General features: G+C 62.7%; 16 protein-coding genes, 1 tRNA gene and 1 pseudogene. 9 read left to right on the top strand and 9 right to left on the bottom strand.

Annotated elements, in window-relative coordinates; genetic code table 11:
• Window positions 1-57 precede the first annotated feature (57 nt).
• The 3 genes from GST84_03490 to GST84_03500 all read right to left on the bottom strand — a co-directional run bounded on the left by GST84_03490 (window position 58) and on the right by GST84_03500 (window position 1,857).
• Window positions 58-303, bottom strand: a complete 246-nt coding sequence (locus tag GST84_03490; protein ID XGB11468.1) for a hypothetical protein — start codon at window positions 301-303, stop codon at window positions 58-60.
• A gap of 84 nt (window positions 304-387) precedes the next feature.
• Complete coding sequence (locus GST84_03495; GenBank protein ID XGB11469.1) at window positions 388-729, bottom strand: alkylphosphonate utilization protein; 342 nt, start codon at window positions 727-729, stop codon at window positions 388-390.
• Window positions 730-888: 159 nt separating this feature from the next.
• Window positions 889-1,857, bottom strand: coding sequence for an octaprenyl-diphosphate synthase (locus GST84_03500; GenBank protein ID XGB11470.1), 969 nt, complete (start codon window positions 1,855-1,857; stop codon window positions 889-891).
• Window positions 1,858-2,101: 244 nt separating this feature from the next.
• On the opposite strand from GST84_03500, the gene rplU reads away from it, so the two are divergent.
• The 5 genes from rplU (at window position 2,102) to GST84_03525 (ending at window position 5,789) form a co-directional block, all read left to right on the top strand.
• Window positions 2,102-2,416 (top strand): 50S ribosomal protein L21, encoded by a 315-nt coding sequence (gene rplU, locus GST84_03505; GenBank protein XGB11471.1) that lies wholly within the window; start codon window positions 2,102-2,104, stop codon window positions 2,414-2,416.
• Between the two features lie 38 nt (window positions 2,417-2,454).
• Complete coding sequence (gene rpmA, locus GST84_03510) at window positions 2,455-2,712, top strand: 50S ribosomal protein L27 (GenBank protein XGB11472.1); 258 nt, start codon at window positions 2,455-2,457, stop codon at window positions 2,710-2,712.
• Between the two features lie 188 nt (window positions 2,713-2,900).
• Window positions 2,901-4,127, top strand: a complete 1,227-nt coding sequence (gene cgtA, locus GST84_03515; GenBank protein XGB11473.1) for an Obg family GTPase CgtA — start codon at window positions 2,901-2,903, stop codon at window positions 4,125-4,127.
• Window positions 4,128-4,212: 85 nt separating this feature from the next.
• Entirely contained in the window at window positions 4,213-5,331 is a 1,119-nt protein-coding gene (locus GST84_03520) for a glutamate 5-kinase (protein XGB11474.1), read from the top strand.
• Window positions 5,328-5,789 carry a hypothetical protein gene (locus GST84_03525; GenBank protein XGB11475.1) on the top strand — a complete coding sequence of 154 codons (462 nt, stop codon included), beginning with the start codon at window positions 5,328-5,330 and terminating at the stop codon, window positions 5,787-5,789. The genes GST84_03520 and GST84_03525 overlap by 4 nt, the downstream gene beginning before the upstream one ends.
• 171 nt (window positions 5,790-5,960) lie before the next feature.
• Here GST84_03525 and GST84_03530 read toward each other — a convergent pair whose 3' ends face one another.
• Genes GST84_03530 through GST84_03540 form a run of 3 tightly spaced genes read right to left on the bottom strand, consistent with a single transcriptional unit; the run spans window position 5,961 to window position 10,775 of the window.
• Window positions 5,961-8,792 carry a chromosome partitioning protein ParA gene (locus GST84_03530; GenBank protein XGB11476.1) on the bottom strand — a complete coding sequence of 944 codons (2,832 nt, stop codon included), beginning with the start codon at window positions 8,790-8,792 and terminating at the stop codon, window positions 5,961-5,963.
• A complete protein-coding gene (locus tag GST84_03535) occupies window positions 8,789-9,496 on the bottom strand; it encodes a chromosome partitioning protein (protein ID XGB11477.1) in 708 nt (235 codons plus the stop codon). The genes GST84_03530 and GST84_03535 overlap by 4 nt, the downstream gene beginning before the upstream one ends.
• Window positions 9,486-10,775: a hypothetical protein gene (locus GST84_03540; protein XGB11478.1), complete on the bottom strand. Its 1,290-nt coding sequence runs from the start codon at window positions 10,773-10,775 to the stop codon at window positions 9,486-9,488. The genes GST84_03535 and GST84_03540 overlap by 11 nt, the downstream gene beginning before the upstream one ends.
• Before the next feature lie 912 nt (window positions 10,776-11,687).
• On the opposite strand from GST84_03540, the gene GST84_03545 reads away from it, so the two are divergent.
• From GST84_03545 to GST84_03555, 3 genes are read left to right on the top strand one after another with little or no spacing between them, the layout of a single operon-like run.
• Window positions 11,688-12,470: an energy transducer TonB gene (locus GST84_03545; protein ID XGB11479.1), complete on the top strand. Its 783-nt coding sequence runs from the start codon at window positions 11,688-11,690 to the stop codon at window positions 12,468-12,470.
• Window positions 12,467-12,922 (top strand): ribosomal protein S18-alanine N-acetyltransferase, encoded by a 456-nt coding sequence (gene rimI / locus GST84_03550; protein ID XGB11480.1) that lies wholly within the window; start codon window positions 12,467-12,469, stop codon window positions 12,920-12,922. The genes GST84_03545 and rimI overlap by 4 nt, the downstream gene beginning before the upstream one ends.
• A 57-nt stretch (window positions 12,923-12,979) precedes the next feature.
• On the top strand, window positions 12,980-13,555 hold the full coding sequence (locus GST84_03555) for a DUF882 domain-containing protein (protein XGB11481.1): 576 nt from the start codon (window positions 12,980-12,982) through the stop codon (window positions 13,553-13,555).
• Here the strand turns inward: GST84_03555 and GST84_03560 are convergent.
• A complete protein-coding gene (locus tag GST84_03560; GenBank protein XGB11482.1) occupies window positions 13,495-14,412 on the bottom strand; it encodes a LysR family transcriptional regulator in 918 nt (305 codons plus the stop codon). The two genes, GST84_03555 and GST84_03560, sit on opposite strands and share 61 nt — an antisense overlap.
• A gap of 208 nt (window positions 14,413-14,620) precedes the next feature.
• Here GST84_03560 and GST84_03565 point away from each other — a divergent pair, with 208 nt between their 5' ends.
• Complete coding sequence (locus GST84_03565; GenBank protein XGB11483.1) at window positions 14,621-15,235, top strand: LysE family transporter; 615 nt, start codon at window positions 14,621-14,623, stop codon at window positions 15,233-15,235.
• A gap of 126 nt (window positions 15,236-15,361) precedes the next feature.
• Here the strand turns inward: GST84_03565 and GST84_03570 are convergent.
• Window positions 15,362-15,438: transfer RNA gene (locus GST84_03570), tRNA-Met, on the bottom strand.
• Window positions 15,439-15,533: 95 nt separating this feature from the next.
• Window positions 15,534-15,650, bottom strand: a pseudogene (locus GST84_03575) (peptide ABC transporter substrate-binding protein).
• Window positions 15,651-15,727: the final 77 nt, after the last annotated feature.

Here is a 15,727-nt window from a genome sequence, read left to right on the forward strand (position 1 = left end):
GCCCACCTTTTTCTGTAGGGGTGGGGTTCACCTGCGAAGAGGCCGGCCCTGCCGGCCTCAATTCCAGTCTGTCCCCCCAGGGTGCAATGCCCGCGCATAGCAGAACAGAAACAGATTCCGTACCAGTTCCTTGAGTACCCCCGGTTCACTCGAATTCAGCCCGCTCATGTCCAGGTCACCCTGGTCACGCAGTTCGTCGAGGGCTTCTTCTTCAAGGACCGCGCACACTTCGCCGGTTTCCCGATGAAGAATGCGCAGGTAGGGGTGGGGGCGTTCCAGCCAGGCGTCGATCAGGTAAGTCATGGAGATTCTCCTTGGATAGCGGTTCCAATGAGAATAATTCCTATTACCTAAATGGCAAGCGCCGATTGCCAGATTTTTGTGTGATCAGACTTTGCGGACGAACTCGGACTTCAGTTTCATGGCGCCGATGCCGTCGATCTTGCAGTCGATGTCGTGGTCGCCATCGCACAGGCGGATGTTCTTGACCTTGGTGCCGACCTTGACCACCAGGGACGAACCTTTGACCTTGAGGTCCTTGATCACGGTGACGGTGTCACCGTCCTGCAGGATGTTGCCGACCGAGTCCTTTTTCACCACCTCGTCGCTGGTCGCCTCGGCATCGCCGCTGGCCGACCACTCGTGGGCGCATTCAGGGCAGATCAGCTGAGTGCCATCCTCATAGGTGTATTCGGAGTTGCATTTTGGGCAGGGTGGCAGAGTGCTCACTTCGGTTCCTCAAACAAACAGACGGGCGGTTAAAAGCCCACATTGTAAAAGGTATTTTCCCGGAAGTGATTATGTCCGGACAAAAGCATCGCGGGCAAGCCTGCTCCCCACAGATGGTGTAGGAGCGGGCTTGCCCGCGAATGAAGACGACTCGGTCTGTCAGTGCGTACGCGCGACCGCAAATTCGCTCAGTTCAACCAGCGCATCCCGGTATTCACTGGCAGGCAGCACTTCGAGGCAGGCGATGGCACGCTTCACGTAATCGCGCGCCAGCTCGGCGGTGTACTTCAGCGCACCCGATTCCTCGACCGCGACGCGAATCTGTTCCAGATCTTCCAGGCCACCCTTCTGGATCGCCTGGCGTACCAGCGCCGCCTGCTCGGCAGTGCCTTCGCGCATGGTGTAGATCAGCGGCAGGGTAGGCTTGCCCTCGGCCAGGTCGTCACCGACGTTCTTGCCCAAGGTCTGCGAGTCGCCCTTGTAGTCCAGCAGGTCGTCGACCAGCTGGAAGGCCACGCCCAGATGGTCGCCGAAGGTACGCAGGGCTTCGCGCTGCTCGTCGGTGGCCTGGGCCAGTGCCGCAGCGCTGTGGGTCGACGCTTCGAACAGCATCGCCGTCTTGCCGCGAATGACCTCCATGTAGACTTCCTCGGTGGTGCTGGCGTCGCGTACACGCGACAGTTGCAGCACTTCACCTTCGGCAATCACGCGGGTGGCCTTGGACAGGATCTGCATGACCGGCATCGAGCCCAGTTCGACCATCATTTCGAACGAGCGCGAATAAAGGAAGTCGCCCACCAGTACGCTTGGCGCGTTGCCCCACAGGGCATTGGCGGTAGAGCGGCCGCGACGCATGCCGGACATGTCGACCACATCGTCGTGCAGCAGGGTGGCGGTGTGCAGGAACTCGATGGTGGCGGCCAGCAGGCGCAGGTCGTCGCCTTCGCGGCCCAGGGCCTTGCCACACAGCAGTACCAGCAGGGGACGCAGGCGCTTGCCACCGGCGGACGTGATATAGTCGCCGATCTTCGATACCAGCGGCACGCGCGAGGTCAGCTGCTTCTTGATGATCTCGTCGACGGCGCTGAAATCATCAGCCACCGCGCGGTAGAAGGTTTGGGGTTGCATCGGCTGCTCCAGTGAGGTTGCGCGGCATGCTAGGTCGCGGGTCCCGGTGTGTCAAGGCGCGGTGCCAGCTGGCCGGGGGCGGCACTTGCAAGCAAAACCGCGGTTGCGTACAATCGCGCACCCTAACTTCCTGGGCAGCACCTGCCTTACGCAATTGCGCCGGGCCGTTCCAGCCCTGTGCAGCCATGCCAGCCAATACTCATCATATAAAGCGCTGGGTGAGCAGGATTATCGGAGAAATACCATGTCTTACGCAGTAATCGTTACCGGCGGCAAGCAGTACAAAGTCGCTGAAGGTGAATTCCTCAAGATCGAAAAACTGGAAGTCGCCACTGGCGAATCCGTGACCTTCGATCGCGTTCTGCTGGTCGCCAACGGTGAAGAAGTCACCATCGGTGCTCCAGTTGTTGCTGGCGCTAAAGTAGTGGCCGAAGTCGTTTCGCAAGGCCGCCACGACAAGGTTCGCATCATCAAGTTCCGTCGTCGTAAGCACCACATGAAGCGTATGGGCCACCGCCAGTGGTTCACCGAGATCAAAATCACCGGCATCCAGGCTTAATCCCCTAGATCCCCTGAATTTATTTGGAGAATTGAACCATGGCTCACAAGAAGGCTGGTGGTAGTACTCGTAACGGTCGCGACTCAGAATCGAAACGCCTTGGCGTGAAGATGTATGGCGGCCAGGTTATCAAGCCAGGCAACATCATCGTCCGTCAGCGCGGTACCGAATTCCACGCTGGCTACGGCGTTGGCATGGGCAAGGACCACACCTTGTTCGCCAAGATCGAAGGCGTGATCAAGTTCGAGAAGAAAGGCGAGTTCATGCGCCGTTACGTGAGCATCGTCGCCGCTTAATCGCGACGTCGCTCCAGAAGCCCCGTCATGCGACGGGGCTTTTTCGTTTGTGGTGAGCCTCTTGCAAAGCTGTTTGTCTGGGTTGCCGGCGTTGGTTTCTACGGTCGTACGGGGCCGCCGCGCTCATTTTTGCAAGAGCCTCATGTTTTTGAGTCATTCAGCTCGTCTACCGACGAGAGGCGGTTTTAATGAAGTTTGTTGACGAAGTATCCATTCGGGTCAAGGCCGGTGACGGTGGCAACGGTTGCATGAGCTTCCGTCGCGAGAAGTTCATCGAGAACGGCGGCCCTAACGGCGGTGACGGCGGTGACGGTGGCTCGGTGTACATGATTGCCGACGAAAACCTGAACACCCTGGTCGACTACCGCTACACCCGTCACCATGAAGCCCAGCGTGGCTCCAACGGCGGTAGCACCGACTGCACCGGCAAGAAGGGTGAAGACCTGTTCCTGCGCGTGCCGGTCGGCACCACCGTGATCGATGCTTCCACCCAGGAAGTGATCGGTGACCTGGTCACCCCCGGCCAGAAGCTGATGGTCGCGCAAGGTGGCTGGCACGGGCTGGGCAACACCCGTTTCAAGTCGAGCACCAACCGTGCGCCGCGCCAGACCACCCCAGGCAAACCGGGTGAGCAGCGTGACCTGAAGATGGAAATGAAGGTGTTGGCCGACGTCGGCCTGCTGGGCTTGCCCAACGCCGGCAAGAGTACCTTCATCCGTTCGGTCTCGGCCGCCAAGCCGAAAGTCGCCGACTACCCGTTCACCACCCTGGTGCCAAACCTGGGCGTGGTCAGCGTCGACCGCTGGAAGAGCTTCGTCATCGCCGACATCCCCGGCCTGATCGAAGGCGCTTCTGAAGGTGCCGGTCTGGGTATCCGCTTCCTCAAGCACCTGGCGCGTACGCGCGTGCTGCTGCACCTGGTGGACATCGCGCCACTGGACGAAAGCAGCCCGGCCGATGCCGCCGAAGTCATCGTCAACGAGCTGACCCGCTTCAGCCCGTCGCTGGCCGAGCGTGAGCGCTGGCTGGTGCTGAACAAAGCCGATATGGTCATGGACGACGAGCGTGACGAGCGTGTGCAGGAAGTGATCGACCGTCTGGAGTGGGAAGGCCCGGTTTACGTGATCTCGGCCATTTCCAAGCAGGGCACCGACAAGCTCAGCCACGACCTGATGCGCTACCTCGAAGACCGCGCCGACCGTCTGGCCAACGACCCGGCCTACGCCGAAGAGCTGGCCGACCTCGACCAGCGCATCGAAGACGAAGCCCGTGCCCAGCTGCAGGCCCTGGACGACGCCCGCACCCTGCGTCGTACCGGCGTCAAGAGCGTGCACGACATCGGCGACGATGACGGTTGGGACGATGATTTCGAGGACGACGAAGACGGTCCGGAAATCATTTACGTGCGCGACTGATCGGTTGCAGTACACTAAACGCCGCTCTCTGGAGCGGCGTTTTTGTATCCACGGTATCTACAGATTCGACATAGGTTGGAAGAAGATGCGAAGCAAGGTGACGGGCGCCAAGCGCTGGGTCGTTAAGATTGGCAGTGCTCTGCTGACCGCCGATGGCAAGGGCCTCGACCGCGGTGCAATGGCCGTTTGGGTCGAGCAGATGGTCGCGCTGCGTGAGGCAGGCGTGGAGTTGGTACTGGTCTCCTCCGGGGCCGTGGCTGCCGGCATGAGCCAGCTGGGCTGGACCAAGCGACCGAGTGCGATGAACGAGCTGCAGGCGGCTGCCTCGCTCGGCCAGATGCGCCTGGTGCAGGCCTGGGAGTCGAGCTTCGGGGAGCACGGGAAGCACACCGCTCAGATCCTGCTGACCCATGACGACCTGTCCGACCGCAAGCGTTACCTGAATGCCCGCAGCACCCTGCGCACCTTGGTTGATCTGGGTGTAGTGCCGGTGATCAACGAAAACGACACCGTGGTCACCGACGAGATCCGCTTTGGCGACAACGACACCCTGGCGGCGCTGGTGGCCAACCTGGTCGAGGCCGACCTGCTGGTGATCCTCACCGACCGCGATGGTATGTTCGATGCCGACCCGCGCAACAACCCCGAAGCGCAGTTGATCTACGAAGCCCGTGCCGACGACCCCTCACTGGATGCCGTGGCCGGTAGTACCGGTGGTGCCCTGGGCCGTGGCGGCATGCAGACCAAGCTGCGTGCGGCGCGCCTGGCTGCCCGTTCCGGTGCCCACACCATCATCATCGGTGGTCGCATCGAGCGCGTGCTGGACCGCCTGAAGGCGGGCGAGCGCCTGGGCACCTTGCTGTCGCCCGAGCGCGGCATGCTCGCGGCGCGCAAGCAATGGCTGGCCGGTCACCTGCAAACCCGTGGCACCCTGGTGCTGGATGCCGGTGCCGTGCAAGCGCTGCGTCAGGCCAACAAGAGTTTGCTGCCGGTTGGCGTGAAGACTGTGCAGGGCAGCTTCCGTCGTGGCGAGATGGTGGTGTGCGTCGGCCCGGACGGCCTTGAAGTGGCTCGCGGCCTGGCCAACTACAGCGCCCTGGAGGCGCAGAAGATCATTGGTCAGTCGTCCGACGCCATCGAGTCGATCCTTGGTTACAGCGCCGAGCCGGAACTTGTACACCGCGACAACCTGGTGCTGGTATGAGCCCGCTGAAGAAGGTAATCGCTGTGGCAGCGTTCGTGCTGCCGATGCTGGCCGGCGCTGAAGAGGTCGGCCGGGTGTCCACCGTGTTCAAGTTCCTCGGGCCGAACGACCGCATTGTGGTCGAGGCGTTCGACGACCCTAAGGTAGAGGGCGTGACGTGCTACCTGTCGCGGGCCAAGACTGGCGGGGTGAAGGGGGGCTTGGGGCTGGCCGAGGACCGGGCGGAGGCATCGATTGCCTGTCGTCAGGTCGGGCCGATCAACTTCAAGGGTGAGCTCAAAGATGGCGAGGAAGTGTTCAAGGAACGTACCTCGCTGGTGTTCAAGACCATGCAGGTGGTGCGCTTTCTCGACAAGAAGCGCAATACGCTGGTGTACCTGGTGTACAGCGACCGCATGATCGAAGGCAGTCCGCAGAATGCGGTGACTGCCATTCCGATCCTGCCTTGGGCTCATTGATAGCCTGGTAGGTTGCCGGGAGGCCGTCGGCCTCCTGTCGCGACACAAGCGGTTTACCCGCGAAGAAGGCACCGCCGTGGATGGCACGGGCTTCGCCCGTGTTCGCTGGCAAGCCCGCTCCCACAGGGATCAGCGCATGCAGGATAGGGCCGCAAAGCGGCCCCAGCTATCTCAGGCCAGTTCCTCGGCCTGATCCTCACGCACAACCGCCTTCACTTCATCCAGCCGGCTGATGAACTTCCAGTCCGCCTCGTCGATGTAGATGCCGTTCGGCCCGCTGCCACCTTCCAGGTCGATCGCAACGTGTGCCGATACCTGTGGTTTCACGCTCGCCAGAATCGGCACGAAGCCCAGTTGCTGGCTGGTCTCCAGCAGTGCCGCCTGGTTGCGTTCGTCGATGTCTGCCGCTTCGTCCAGGTAGTATGGCAGGCGAATGCGCCCGGCCAGGTCACGGTCCATCAGGTGCAGCAACAGGTACATGTTGGTCAGCGCCTTGATGGTCATGGTGGTGCCGTTGGACGCCGCACCGTCGATGTCGGCGTGGATGACCGGCTGGCCATTGACCTTGGTGATCTCGAACGCCAGCTCGAACAGGTCCTTCAGGCCCAGCTGGTTGTGGTTGGCCGCTACCAGCCGTGCCAGGTACTCCTTGGCCTCCTCGTTCTTGTTGTCCTGATCGGCACTCTGGGTCAGGTCGAAGACCGACAGGGTTTCGCCTTCTTCGTACTGACCGGCACTGTGGATAATCTGGTCGATGTGCTTGAGCGCTTCCTTGTTCGGCGCCAGTACCACGCGGAAGCTTTCCAGGTTGGACACCTGGCGCTTGTTGATCTCGCGGTTGAACAGGGCCAGCTGGTGCTCGAGGCTGTCGTAGTCGCTGCGGATGTTGCGCAGGGTTCGGGCGATGTCGGTGACCGCGGCGCGGCGTGCCTTGGCCAAGGTCAGGGCTTCATCGGTACGGTGCGCGTAGGCGTTCACCAGCAGTTGCAGGCGGCGTTCCATGTCGTCTTCGCTGTCGAACTTGGCCACGCCCTTCAGGCGCACCTGGGCGTACAGCGCCTCGATCTGATTGTCCACCCGCTGCAGGCCTTGCCAGCTGTCCTGGTAGTCATTGAGCAGCGGCAGCAGGTTGTCCATCGAGTCGTCGATGGCTTCCATGTATGGCGTGCCATAGGGCAGGTCGGCCGGCAGCAGTTGGCGACGGCGCAGGGCGTCTTCCAGGGTGCGCTGCTTGGACTCGAGGTCGCCGAGCTGGCGGCCGACCAGTTGCAACTTGGCTGACAGCTGCTGGACGCGCTCGGTGAAGGCGTCGCTGGAGCGCTTGAGTTCGTCCTGGGCCGCTTCCAGTTGCGAGAGCTGTTCCAGTTTCTCGGGCTCTTCGGCGGCGAGGGTCTGGCTGCGGCGGAAGTCTTCCAGCGCCTTCTGCGCGTCCAGCACTTCCTGGTACAGGGTTTCGGTCTGCGCTTTGGAGGCGGAGCGGTCGGCGGCCACGGCCTGCTGGGTTTTTAGCTGCTTGAGCTCTTTTTCCAGGCGCTCTTTCTGGTCGCGCAGGGCGGCGCGGTCGGCCAGGGCCTGCAGGGCCGGCGGGTCGATGTGGGTCAGATCGATGGCCAGGCCGGGGGCCTCGAAGCGCTCGCCCTTGAAGCCGTCGAGCACCGCTTCCAGCGACTTCACCCACAGGTCGCTATCGTCCAGCTCGATGCCGCGGTCGCCCAGCGGCAGGCTGAACAATGCGCCGTTGAACAGGCGCATCAGGCGGTCCACGTCCTGTTGCGAGAACTCTTCGCGCAGGCGGGCGTAGCTGTTGTTGTCAGCGTGATCCAGCTGCTGCTTGACCTGCTTCAGGCGTTTTTCCAGGTCGCGTACGCGCTCGTCGAGGTCTTCGGCACTGAACTGTCGTGACTGGGCCAGAGCACCGGCCAGTTCGTCGTGGGCGTCTTTGGCCGCCAGCAGTTGCTGTTCCAGCACCTTGACGTCGTCGACCAGCGCAAAGCGGTGCTTGAGCACCGACAGCTCGCCTAGCCAGCGCTGGATACCGCTGATTTCACGCTCCAGGCGCATCAGCTCCTGGGTGCCGCCGCGCTGGTCGTTTTGCAGGCGGTCCTGCTCACCACGGTAGTGCTCGGACTGGATGACCAGCTCTTCCTTGCGCGCCATGGCGTATTCCTGCCAGGTGCCCAGCAGGGTGTCGAGCACAGGCGAAATGCGGTGCAGCTTGCCACGCAGGATGTCCCGCTGGGCCACACCGCCGGCCAGGGCCTCGACCAGCGGGCCGGCAGCGACCAGGGCGTTGTAGTCCTGCTCCATGCGGCGTACGTCGCGGAAGGCTTCCTCGCACGCAGCGATGTAGTCGACGCTGCCCGAACGCAGGCTGTGCTCGAAGGCGTCGAGGAACAGTTGCTTGAGTTTGGCGGCGGTGATTTCACGCATGTGCAGCAGATTGATGAACAGCGCGCGGAAGGTTTTCAGGCTTTGCTCGCTGGTGGAGCGCAGCGGGATCATGGTCAGGTCCAGCGGCACCGAGGTGTGGCCGCCCACCAGTAGTCGGCGCAGTTCGTCCGGCTTCAGTTCGTAAGCCTTGATACCCAGGCGTTCAAGGTTGGTGAACAGCTCTTTCTGACGCAGGCAGGTGTCGTTCTTCTGGTAGTGGGCCAGGTCCAGTTCGCCCTTGTAGGCGAAGAACTGGTGGCCGAAACCGCCGCCCGGACCGCGCCCGACCACACCGATCACGTGCGGGCCGTGGGGCAGGCTCAGTTCGCAGAGAATGTACGAAGTGTCGCTGGCGAAGTAGAAGCGGCGCGACTGCTCAAGGCTGTATTTGCCGAAACTCATGTCCGACATGCGTGCCAGGATCGGGAACTGCAGGGCGTTGATCGACGCCGATTTACCCAGGTTGTTGGCGCCGTATACCGACAGCGGGTGCTCCAGCGGGAACAGGCCAAGGCTGTAGCCGGCGGTGTTGAGCAATGCGAAGCGGCGGATGCCGTAGCGTTCCTGGCTCATGCGTCAATCTCCTGTTGCTCTTCGCGGATGGCCCGGGCCAGGGCGTCCTCTTCGCTTTCCTCGCCCTGGAAAGGCGTGAGGTCGAGCGGGTCGTCGGTGCGGTTGAGTTCTTCGGCGCTTTCTTCCTCGACCAGTACCGGGGTCGGCAGCGGCAGGTCGCTGTGCAGGGTGGCGGCCAGGTCGCGGTCCTGCTGCACTGCAAGGCACACATCGAGGAAGCGGTGCATGGGCGGCAGGAAGCGGTAGATGCCGCCTTCCTCATGGGCGAAGCCGAGCTGGGTCATGCGCCGCAGGATTTTTTCTTCCAGCTCGTCCACGGTCTGCACTTCGGCCTGCAGGAACAGGTCGCGGTACTTGTCCAGCAGCGAGGGCAGTTCGTCGCGGCCGATGCTACCGCCGTCGAGCACGGCCATCGGGTCGCGGCCCTGGTCAGCAAGGTGCTCGACCAGAATGAAGGTGAACAGCGACAGGCGCTGCGCGGTCTTGTTGACCTGCGCGGCGGTCATGTCCGGCACGAAGTAGTAGAAACCACGGGTGTCGCATACCAGCTCGAAGCCCAGGGCCTTGAACAGGGTGCGGTACTGGTCCTGGAAGTTCGACAGCTGGGCGTACAGCTCAGGGTCGCGCCGGCTGATGTGGAAGCCTTTGAACAGCTCGCGGAAGATCGGCGCGAGCTGGGACAGTTCGGAAAGATCAAGATGCATGGGCTGGGCTCGCGTTGGGTTCGGTAGGCGCGCTGGGGGCGTCTTCGCGGCTGGAGGTCAGGGCGAACGAACGCAGGCTGACCAGGTGTTCCTGAGTTGTGTATTCGCGGCGGTCGAGGCGTTCGCGCTTGAAGCGCTTTTCCCGCGACAGACGCGAGAACCAGTACAGCAGCTCATCGGTGGCGCCTTCGGGCTCCTGCTCCAGCAGCCAGACCATCAGGTCGGGCAGTGGCAGGGCCTGTTCGCAGCGTTCGGTCATTTCCTTGACCGTGCGCGGAGCACGGGGCAGGGCGTCGGACTGGGTCTTGTGGGCTTTGGGGAAGCGCGCCGGTTTGGGCTCGAAGCGGGCCAGTGCGTAAACGTAGGCCTCGACCTGGCTGGCGCTGCCAAGGAAGGTGCTTTGCGGGCGGGTGAACATCGGCATGGCCGCTTGCGGCACGGCATCGATGCCCTTGCGTCTGATCACCGACAGGGCTAGCGCGGCGCCGCGGGTCACGGCGTTGTGCCGGCGGGCTTCTTCGCGCAGCGGCAGCAGCAGTTCGCGGGCGTGGCGCAGGGTCAACTGGGCGTTGGTCTGCATTTCCAGGATGCGCGCGTGGGTGCGCAGCAGCATGTCGTCGTCGACCAGGTGGCCCAGGCGCGCTTGTTCGCCCAGCAGTTTCAGCAGCACGGTCTCGACCTTGCGTACACCTTGCTCGAAGGCGCCGTCGGCGTTGACCAGCTGGATCATCGGCTCGACGTATTCGTCCCAGGTGGCCAGTACTTCGGCATAACGCTGGCGCAGCGGAATCTGGCGGTTGCTGGTCTTGGCCCGTTCGGCCACGGCCACCAGCGCCTGCTCGTCGTTGTCGAGCTTTTTCAGCACATCGCGCACGCGCATGTCGAGCAGGCGCAGCTGGCGTGCCAGGTCGTCGCTGTCGCGGTTGTCGAAGGCATCCTGGATGTGCCCGGCCAGGCGCTCCAGGTGGCGCAAGTAGGCTTCGATCTCCAGGCACAGGCCCAGCCGGTGTTCGCGGCGCAGGTAGGCGAGGAAGTCGTGGATCTGCGCGTTGAGCTCGAAACGGTTCGGGCTTTTGGCCACCGGGACCAGGATATCCAGGCGGATCCAAACGTCGAGTAGCTGGGTGATGTCCTGCGGGGTGCTTTCGAGCTGCTGGCGAGCGACATGCTGGCGCAGTTCGACCAGGCTCAGGGTGCCCTGGTCGAAACGCTCGCACAGCGGCTCGATCAGGGCCCAGTGTTCGGCTAGGGCGCGCAGGACGCGCTTGGGTTCGATCATTGGCTTCGGCTCGTTGCCAAGAAAAAGGGGGCGATTGTACTGCATTCGCGGGGGTGGTTTTTACCCCTTGGTCTGTAATGAGGGATAACCTTGTGGTGTGTAGGTGTATGGCGGGGGTTTGAGGGTGGGGGCGAGATCGAGCGCCGCCCGGGCGGCGCATCGCGAGCTGCGCTCGCTCGTTTGTTTCGGGCCAGTTATTTCTGGGGGATTTGCGCGCGGGCGCCTTGGCGCTTGGCGCGATATTGTGTCGTACAAACAAAACGGTCGCGCGCGCCTGTCACTGGCGTTACTGGCCAGAAACAAACGTAGGAGCGAGCGCAGCTCGCGATGCGCCGCGCGGGCGGCGCTCGATTTCTGCCCCCCCCAAAAAACCCACGGCAAGCACACCCGGCCATTGCGCAACGTCATGCCAGGCGGTGTGGCCTTGAGGGTATGGCGGTAGAGGTGCGTCGCCTGGGAGACCGAGCGCCGCCCGCGCGGCGCATCGCGAGCTGCGCTCGCTCCTACGTTTGTTTCGGGCCAGTAATGTCTGTGGCAGGCGTGCGCGACCGCCTTGTTTGTACGACGCGATATTCTGTGGTGTGTAGGTGTATGGCGGGGGGTGAGGGTGGGGTCGAGATCGAGCGCCGCCCGCGCGGCATCGCGAGCTGCGCTCGCTCCTACGTTTGTTTCGGGCCAGTAACGCCTGTGACGGGCGCGCGCGACCGCCTTGTTTGTAAGACGTGATATTGCGCCATGCGCCAAGGCGTTCGCGCGCAAATGGCACAGGAATAATTGGCCCGAAACAAACGTAGGAGCGAGCGTAGCTCGCGATGCGCCGCGCGGGCGGCGCTCGGTCTGATAGGCGCTGCAAAAACCACGGCGTACACGTTAGAATGCCCAATTGCCGTCACCCCCTCGGATACCCGCCCCTTGCTGACCGAACCCCGTCGCCGCGCCTACCTTTCCGCCATGCAAGTGGTGCACTGGCTGCCGCGCGCCGAGCTGCCGTTCGCCGCACCGTCGCGGCCCGAACTGCTGCTGCCGGTTGCGCCGGTCGAGGACATCGATTTCGAAGTCCGGCCGGCGTCGGCAACCAACGAAACGCCCGTCATCCCCCAGGCCCGTTCCGGCGAGCGGCCGAAAATCGAGATCCCGCGGCCGGGCAGTATGCCCAAACCCGCCGTCAAACCCGCCGAAGCACCAGAGCCCGCAGCTCCGCGCCCGGTGCCCGTGCCGCCACCGCGCTTCTCGCTGCAGTTGTTGCGCGCCGGCAGTTGCTTGCTGCTGGTGGAGCTGGCCACCGGCCAGCCGTTCCAAAGCCGCGACCCCTCCTACCTGCTGCTCAAGGACATGCTGCGCGCCGCCGGCCTGCCCGACGCCCCGCAGATCATCGGCGAGCCGGTTCGCTGGCCACTGCTGGTGCGCGGCAACATGGACCAGGGGCCGGAGGCTGCGCGCGATTTCGTCCAGGGCTTCGTTCAGGCCCGCCTGGAAGACGCCCCGTGTACCTGTCTGTGGCTGGTCGGCCTGCCTGCATTGCGTTTTGCCGCCAATGCCGACGCCGAGGCCTACTACCAAACCCTGACGCTTGACAGCCTGGGCGACGCCTGGGCATTGCCGGGCCTTGAACTGTTGATGGACGAGCCGCAACGCAAGGCGGACGTCTGGAAAGCCATGCGCCAGCTGATGGCGCGCTGGAAGAGCGTTGAATGAGTGACTCAATCAGCTTCCGCCCGATGACCGAGGCGGATCTGGATGCCGTACTTAAGATCGAATATGCCGCGTTCAGTCATCCTTGGACCCGTGGAATCTTTCAGGATGCGCTCAAATCGTACGAAGTCTGGCTGATGTTCGACGGCCAGCAGCAAGTGGGTCATGGCGTGATCAACGTGATCATCGACGAAGCGCACCTGCTCAACATCACCGTAAAACCGGAAAACCAAGGCTGCGGCCTGGGCCTGCGTCTGCTCGAGCACCTGATGGCCCGGGCCTATCAGCTCAATGGCCGCGAATGCTTCCTGGAAGTGCGCGCCAGCAATCAGTCGGCCTATCGTTTATACGAACGTTACGGTTTCAACGAAATTGGCCGTCGCCGCGACTATTATCCGATCGCCGGCGGCCGTGAAGACGCCCTGGTGATGGCCTGCACCCTGTTCGAAGACTGACTTTGCAGGGGTGTACCCGGGCGCGCAGGCTTTGTTCTCGGCAGGGACGGATAAAAAATGAGAAAACTGCTTCTGGCAGCGGGCCTGTGTGTAGCAAGCGCGGCCCACGCAGACGAGCGCGACGTGTGGATGTTCGCCCAGTGGGCGGGTGATCATCAAACCCGCCCCTTCCGTGAAATGCTGGTAGATGCCCGGCTTTACGGTGTAGTGCCAATTCACCAGTTGCTGCGCTCGGCATCGGACTGGAGACAGTGCAGCGCATCGCCTTTCGCCGTACCGCCCCCCGCCAATTGGGCGGCTGTACGCTCGACCCTCGCGTTGATCAATGCACTCGACGACCAAGGCATCCTGCGCCAGTTCGAGGTGGTTTCGGCTTACCGTGAGCCGCGTCTGAACGCCTGTGCGGGCGGGGCAGCCAACAGTGCGCATACCCGCGCGTTCGCCGTCGACATACTGCTGCCGGCGTGGGCCGATCCCAATCCGCTGTGCCGTTTCTGGCAGCAGCACGGCCAAGCCTGGAACATGGGCCTGGGCCGCTACCCATCAGGCCGCATTCATGTGGATACCGCCGGCTATCGCACCTGGGGTGGCGATGGCAGTGCCGGGTCGTCGTTCTGCATCAAGCCCAAATGAGCCAGGCAACCCCGGCATTCGTCCATTATCCACTCGGCGAAGCGCTGGCACTTGTCGCTGTCGGGCAGGGGCTGTGGGCTGAGCAGGTGGTAGGCCGAGCCATCGCGCACAAAACCGTACGGCGCCTGCAACTGCCCGCTGTCGAGTTCGTCGCGCACCATCAGGGCTGAGGCAATGGCCAGGCCCAGGCCGGCGCTGGCGGCCTGAATCGACAGGTAGAAATGTTCGTAGTCGCTGCGTTCGCTGTGTCTCGTCTGCTGGCCGCTCAGCCGCAGCCAGGTGGGCCAGGCAGTGGGACGGGTGGCGCTGTGCAGCAGCCGTTGGCCTTCAAGGAGGGCAGGGGAGGCGGCGTGGCAAACCGGGCCGATCCATTCGTCGCAGATTTTCTGGCTGTACAGCTGGTTGTCCCAGTGGAAGTCGTCGCGGCGAATTGCCAGGTCGATACCGCTGCGGGCGAAGTCCAGCGGGCCGCCTGCGGCTACCAGGTGCAACTGAAGGTCGGGGTGGGCGGCATGGAATCTCGGTAAGCGCGGGATCAGCCAACGCATGGCGATGGTCGGCTCGCAGGACAGCACAAGCACATTGTCGCGGACCTGGTGCTGCAAACGCTGCACGGCACCCTCCAGCTGCTCGAAGATCGCCTGGGTGGTGCCTTGCAGGGCACGGCCGGCGGGGGTGAGGAAAATGGCCCGGTTGCGGCGCTCGAACAGTTCCACACCAAGGCTTTCTTCCAGCAGGCGTATTTGACGGCTGACCGCGCCGTGAGTGACGTGCAAGTGCTCGGCGGCGCGCACGAAGCTCTCGGTCTGGGCGGCGATGTCGAAGTAGCGGAAGGCGTTGAGTGGCGGCAGTTTCATGATATCCCGGTTCAGCTGTGCCGGCCTCTTCGCGGGTAAATAGGTGGCATGTGGGAGCGGGTTTACCCGCGAAGAGGCCCAGGCAGGCTGTAAATGTCTGTGAAAAAAACTATCAGATTTATCTCAGCATAAATCGATTTTTCAGCGTCGGTAAGCGCTCGATAATTGGCGGTCTGTGCATTTCCATCGCCTATCGAGAGCCCTCAGCATGACCGAACTCATTGCCGTCGCCCTGTTCACCTTGCTCGCCGTCATAAGCCCCGGCGCAGACTTCGCCATGGTCACCCGCAGCAGTTATGCACAGGGGCGCAAGGCCGGGCTGACTGCTGCCGTAGGCATCGCCCTGGGGGTGCAGGTGCATGTGTTGTACACGGTGTTGGGCATTGCCGTAATCATCAGCCAGAGCCCGGCGCTGTTCCTGATCATGAAAGTGCTGGGTGCGGGCTACCTGATCTACCTGGGGTACAAGTCATTGACCAACACCCGGCGCATCAGCCTGGACGGAGTTGGCCGGTCCGCTGCCGGCGTACTGCAAGCGCTGCGCACCGGCTTTCTGACCAATGCCCTCAACCCCAAGACCATGTTGTTTGTCATCAGTGCCTTCACCCAGGTGGTACAGCCTGGCAGCCCGTTGACGCTGAACTTCGCCTACGGTGCGTTCATGTCCGTTGCCCATTGGCTGTGGTTCAGCCTGGTGGCAGTATTTTTCTCCAGTACGGCATTGCGCAAGGCGATGATCGAGCGGCAAGTGCTGGTGGACCGGGCCATTGGTCTGGCATTGATCGGGCTTGGCCTGGCTGTGGCGGTGACCGGAATGCGTTGAGGCGGCGATTGCAGTAGCCAAGCTGAGATTCGAGGCTGCTGCTGGAAGGGTTTTACGCTGGTGTCAGCGAACTTTTTTGCAGGCAAAGAAAAAGGGCTTACCTTGCGGTAAGCCCTTCGTCTTGTTTGGTGGCTACACAGGGACTTGAACCCCGGACCCCAGCATTATGAATGCTATGCTCTAACCAACTGAGCTATGTAGCCGATGGCGCGCATTATTCTCTTGAACGCCCCCTCTGTCAACACTCATTTCAAAAAAAATTTGCACGCTTTCAAAAACTTAGCGGCCAGCCCCGGTTTCAGTGCACCAGAAGCCAGTGCCCGCGCACGTCCAGCAACTGCAGCTGCTGGGTTGCAGCCAGGGATTGCAGGCTTTGGCCACGCCGGTCGAGGTAGAAGGCGCCGCACACCCGCCGAGACCATCCGCTGCTCGCCCTGCATGGCGGGCTATCTGCAAGCGAGTGCCCTGCACCAGATGCAGTCGTTTTCAAGC

This window comes from Pseudomonas putida (assembly GCA_041879295.1).
GTDB lineage: Bacteria > Pseudomonadota > Gammaproteobacteria > Pseudomonadales > Pseudomonadaceae > Aquipseudomonas > Aquipseudomonas putida_Y.

What these genes read in the sequence shown, in the direction of transcription:
- GST84_03535 (XGB11477.1), bottom strand. Translation starts at nt 9,496, where the DNA reads ATGCATCTTGATCTTTCCGAACTGTCCCAGCTCGCGCCGATCTTCCGC.
- rplU (XGB11471.1), top strand. Translation starts at nt 2,102, where the DNA reads ATGTCTTACGCAGTAATCGTTACCGGCGGCAAGCAGTACAAAGTCGCT.
- GST84_03525 (XGB11475.1), top strand. Translation starts at nt 5,328, where the DNA reads ATGAGCCCGCTGAAGAAGGTAATCGCTGTGGCAGCGTTCGTGCTGCCG.
- GST84_03565 (XGB11483.1), top strand. Translation starts at nt 14,621, where the DNA reads ATGACCGAACTCATTGCCGTCGCCCTGTTCACCTTGCTCGCCGTCATA.
- GST84_03555 (XGB11481.1), top strand. Translation starts at nt 12,980, where the DNA reads ATGAGAAAACTGCTTCTGGCAGCGGGCCTGTGTGTAGCAAGCGCGGCC.
- GST84_03500 (XGB11470.1), bottom strand. Translation starts at nt 1,857, where the DNA reads ATGCAACCCCAAACCTTCTACCGCGCGGTGGCTGATGATTTCAGCGCC.
- cgtA (XGB11473.1), top strand. Translation starts at nt 2,901, where the DNA reads ATGAAGTTTGTTGACGAAGTATCCATTCGGGTCAAGGCCGGTGACGGT.
- rimI (XGB11480.1), top strand. Translation starts at nt 12,467, where the DNA reads ATGAGTGACTCAATCAGCTTCCGCCCGATGACCGAGGCGGATCTGGAT.
- GST84_03530 (XGB11476.1), bottom strand. Translation starts at nt 8,792, where the DNA reads ATGAGCCAGGAACGCTACGGCATCCGCCGCTTCGCATTGCTCAACACC.
- GST84_03520 (XGB11474.1), top strand. Translation starts at nt 4,213, where the DNA reads ATGCGAAGCAAGGTGACGGGCGCCAAGCGCTGGGTCGTTAAGATTGGC.
- GST84_03490 (XGB11468.1), bottom strand. Translation starts at nt 303, where the DNA reads ATGACTTACCTGATCGACGCCTGGCTGGAACGCCCCCACCCCTACCTG.
- rpmA (XGB11472.1), top strand. Translation starts at nt 2,455, where the DNA reads ATGGCTCACAAGAAGGCTGGTGGTAGTACTCGTAACGGTCGCGACTCA.
- GST84_03560 (XGB11482.1), bottom strand. Translation starts at nt 14,412, where the DNA reads ATGAAACTGCCGCCACTCAACGCCTTCCGCTACTTCGACATCGCCGCC.
- GST84_03540 (XGB11478.1), bottom strand. Translation starts at nt 10,775, where the DNA reads ATGATCGAACCCAAGCGCGTCCTGCGCGCCCTAGCCGAACACTGGGCC.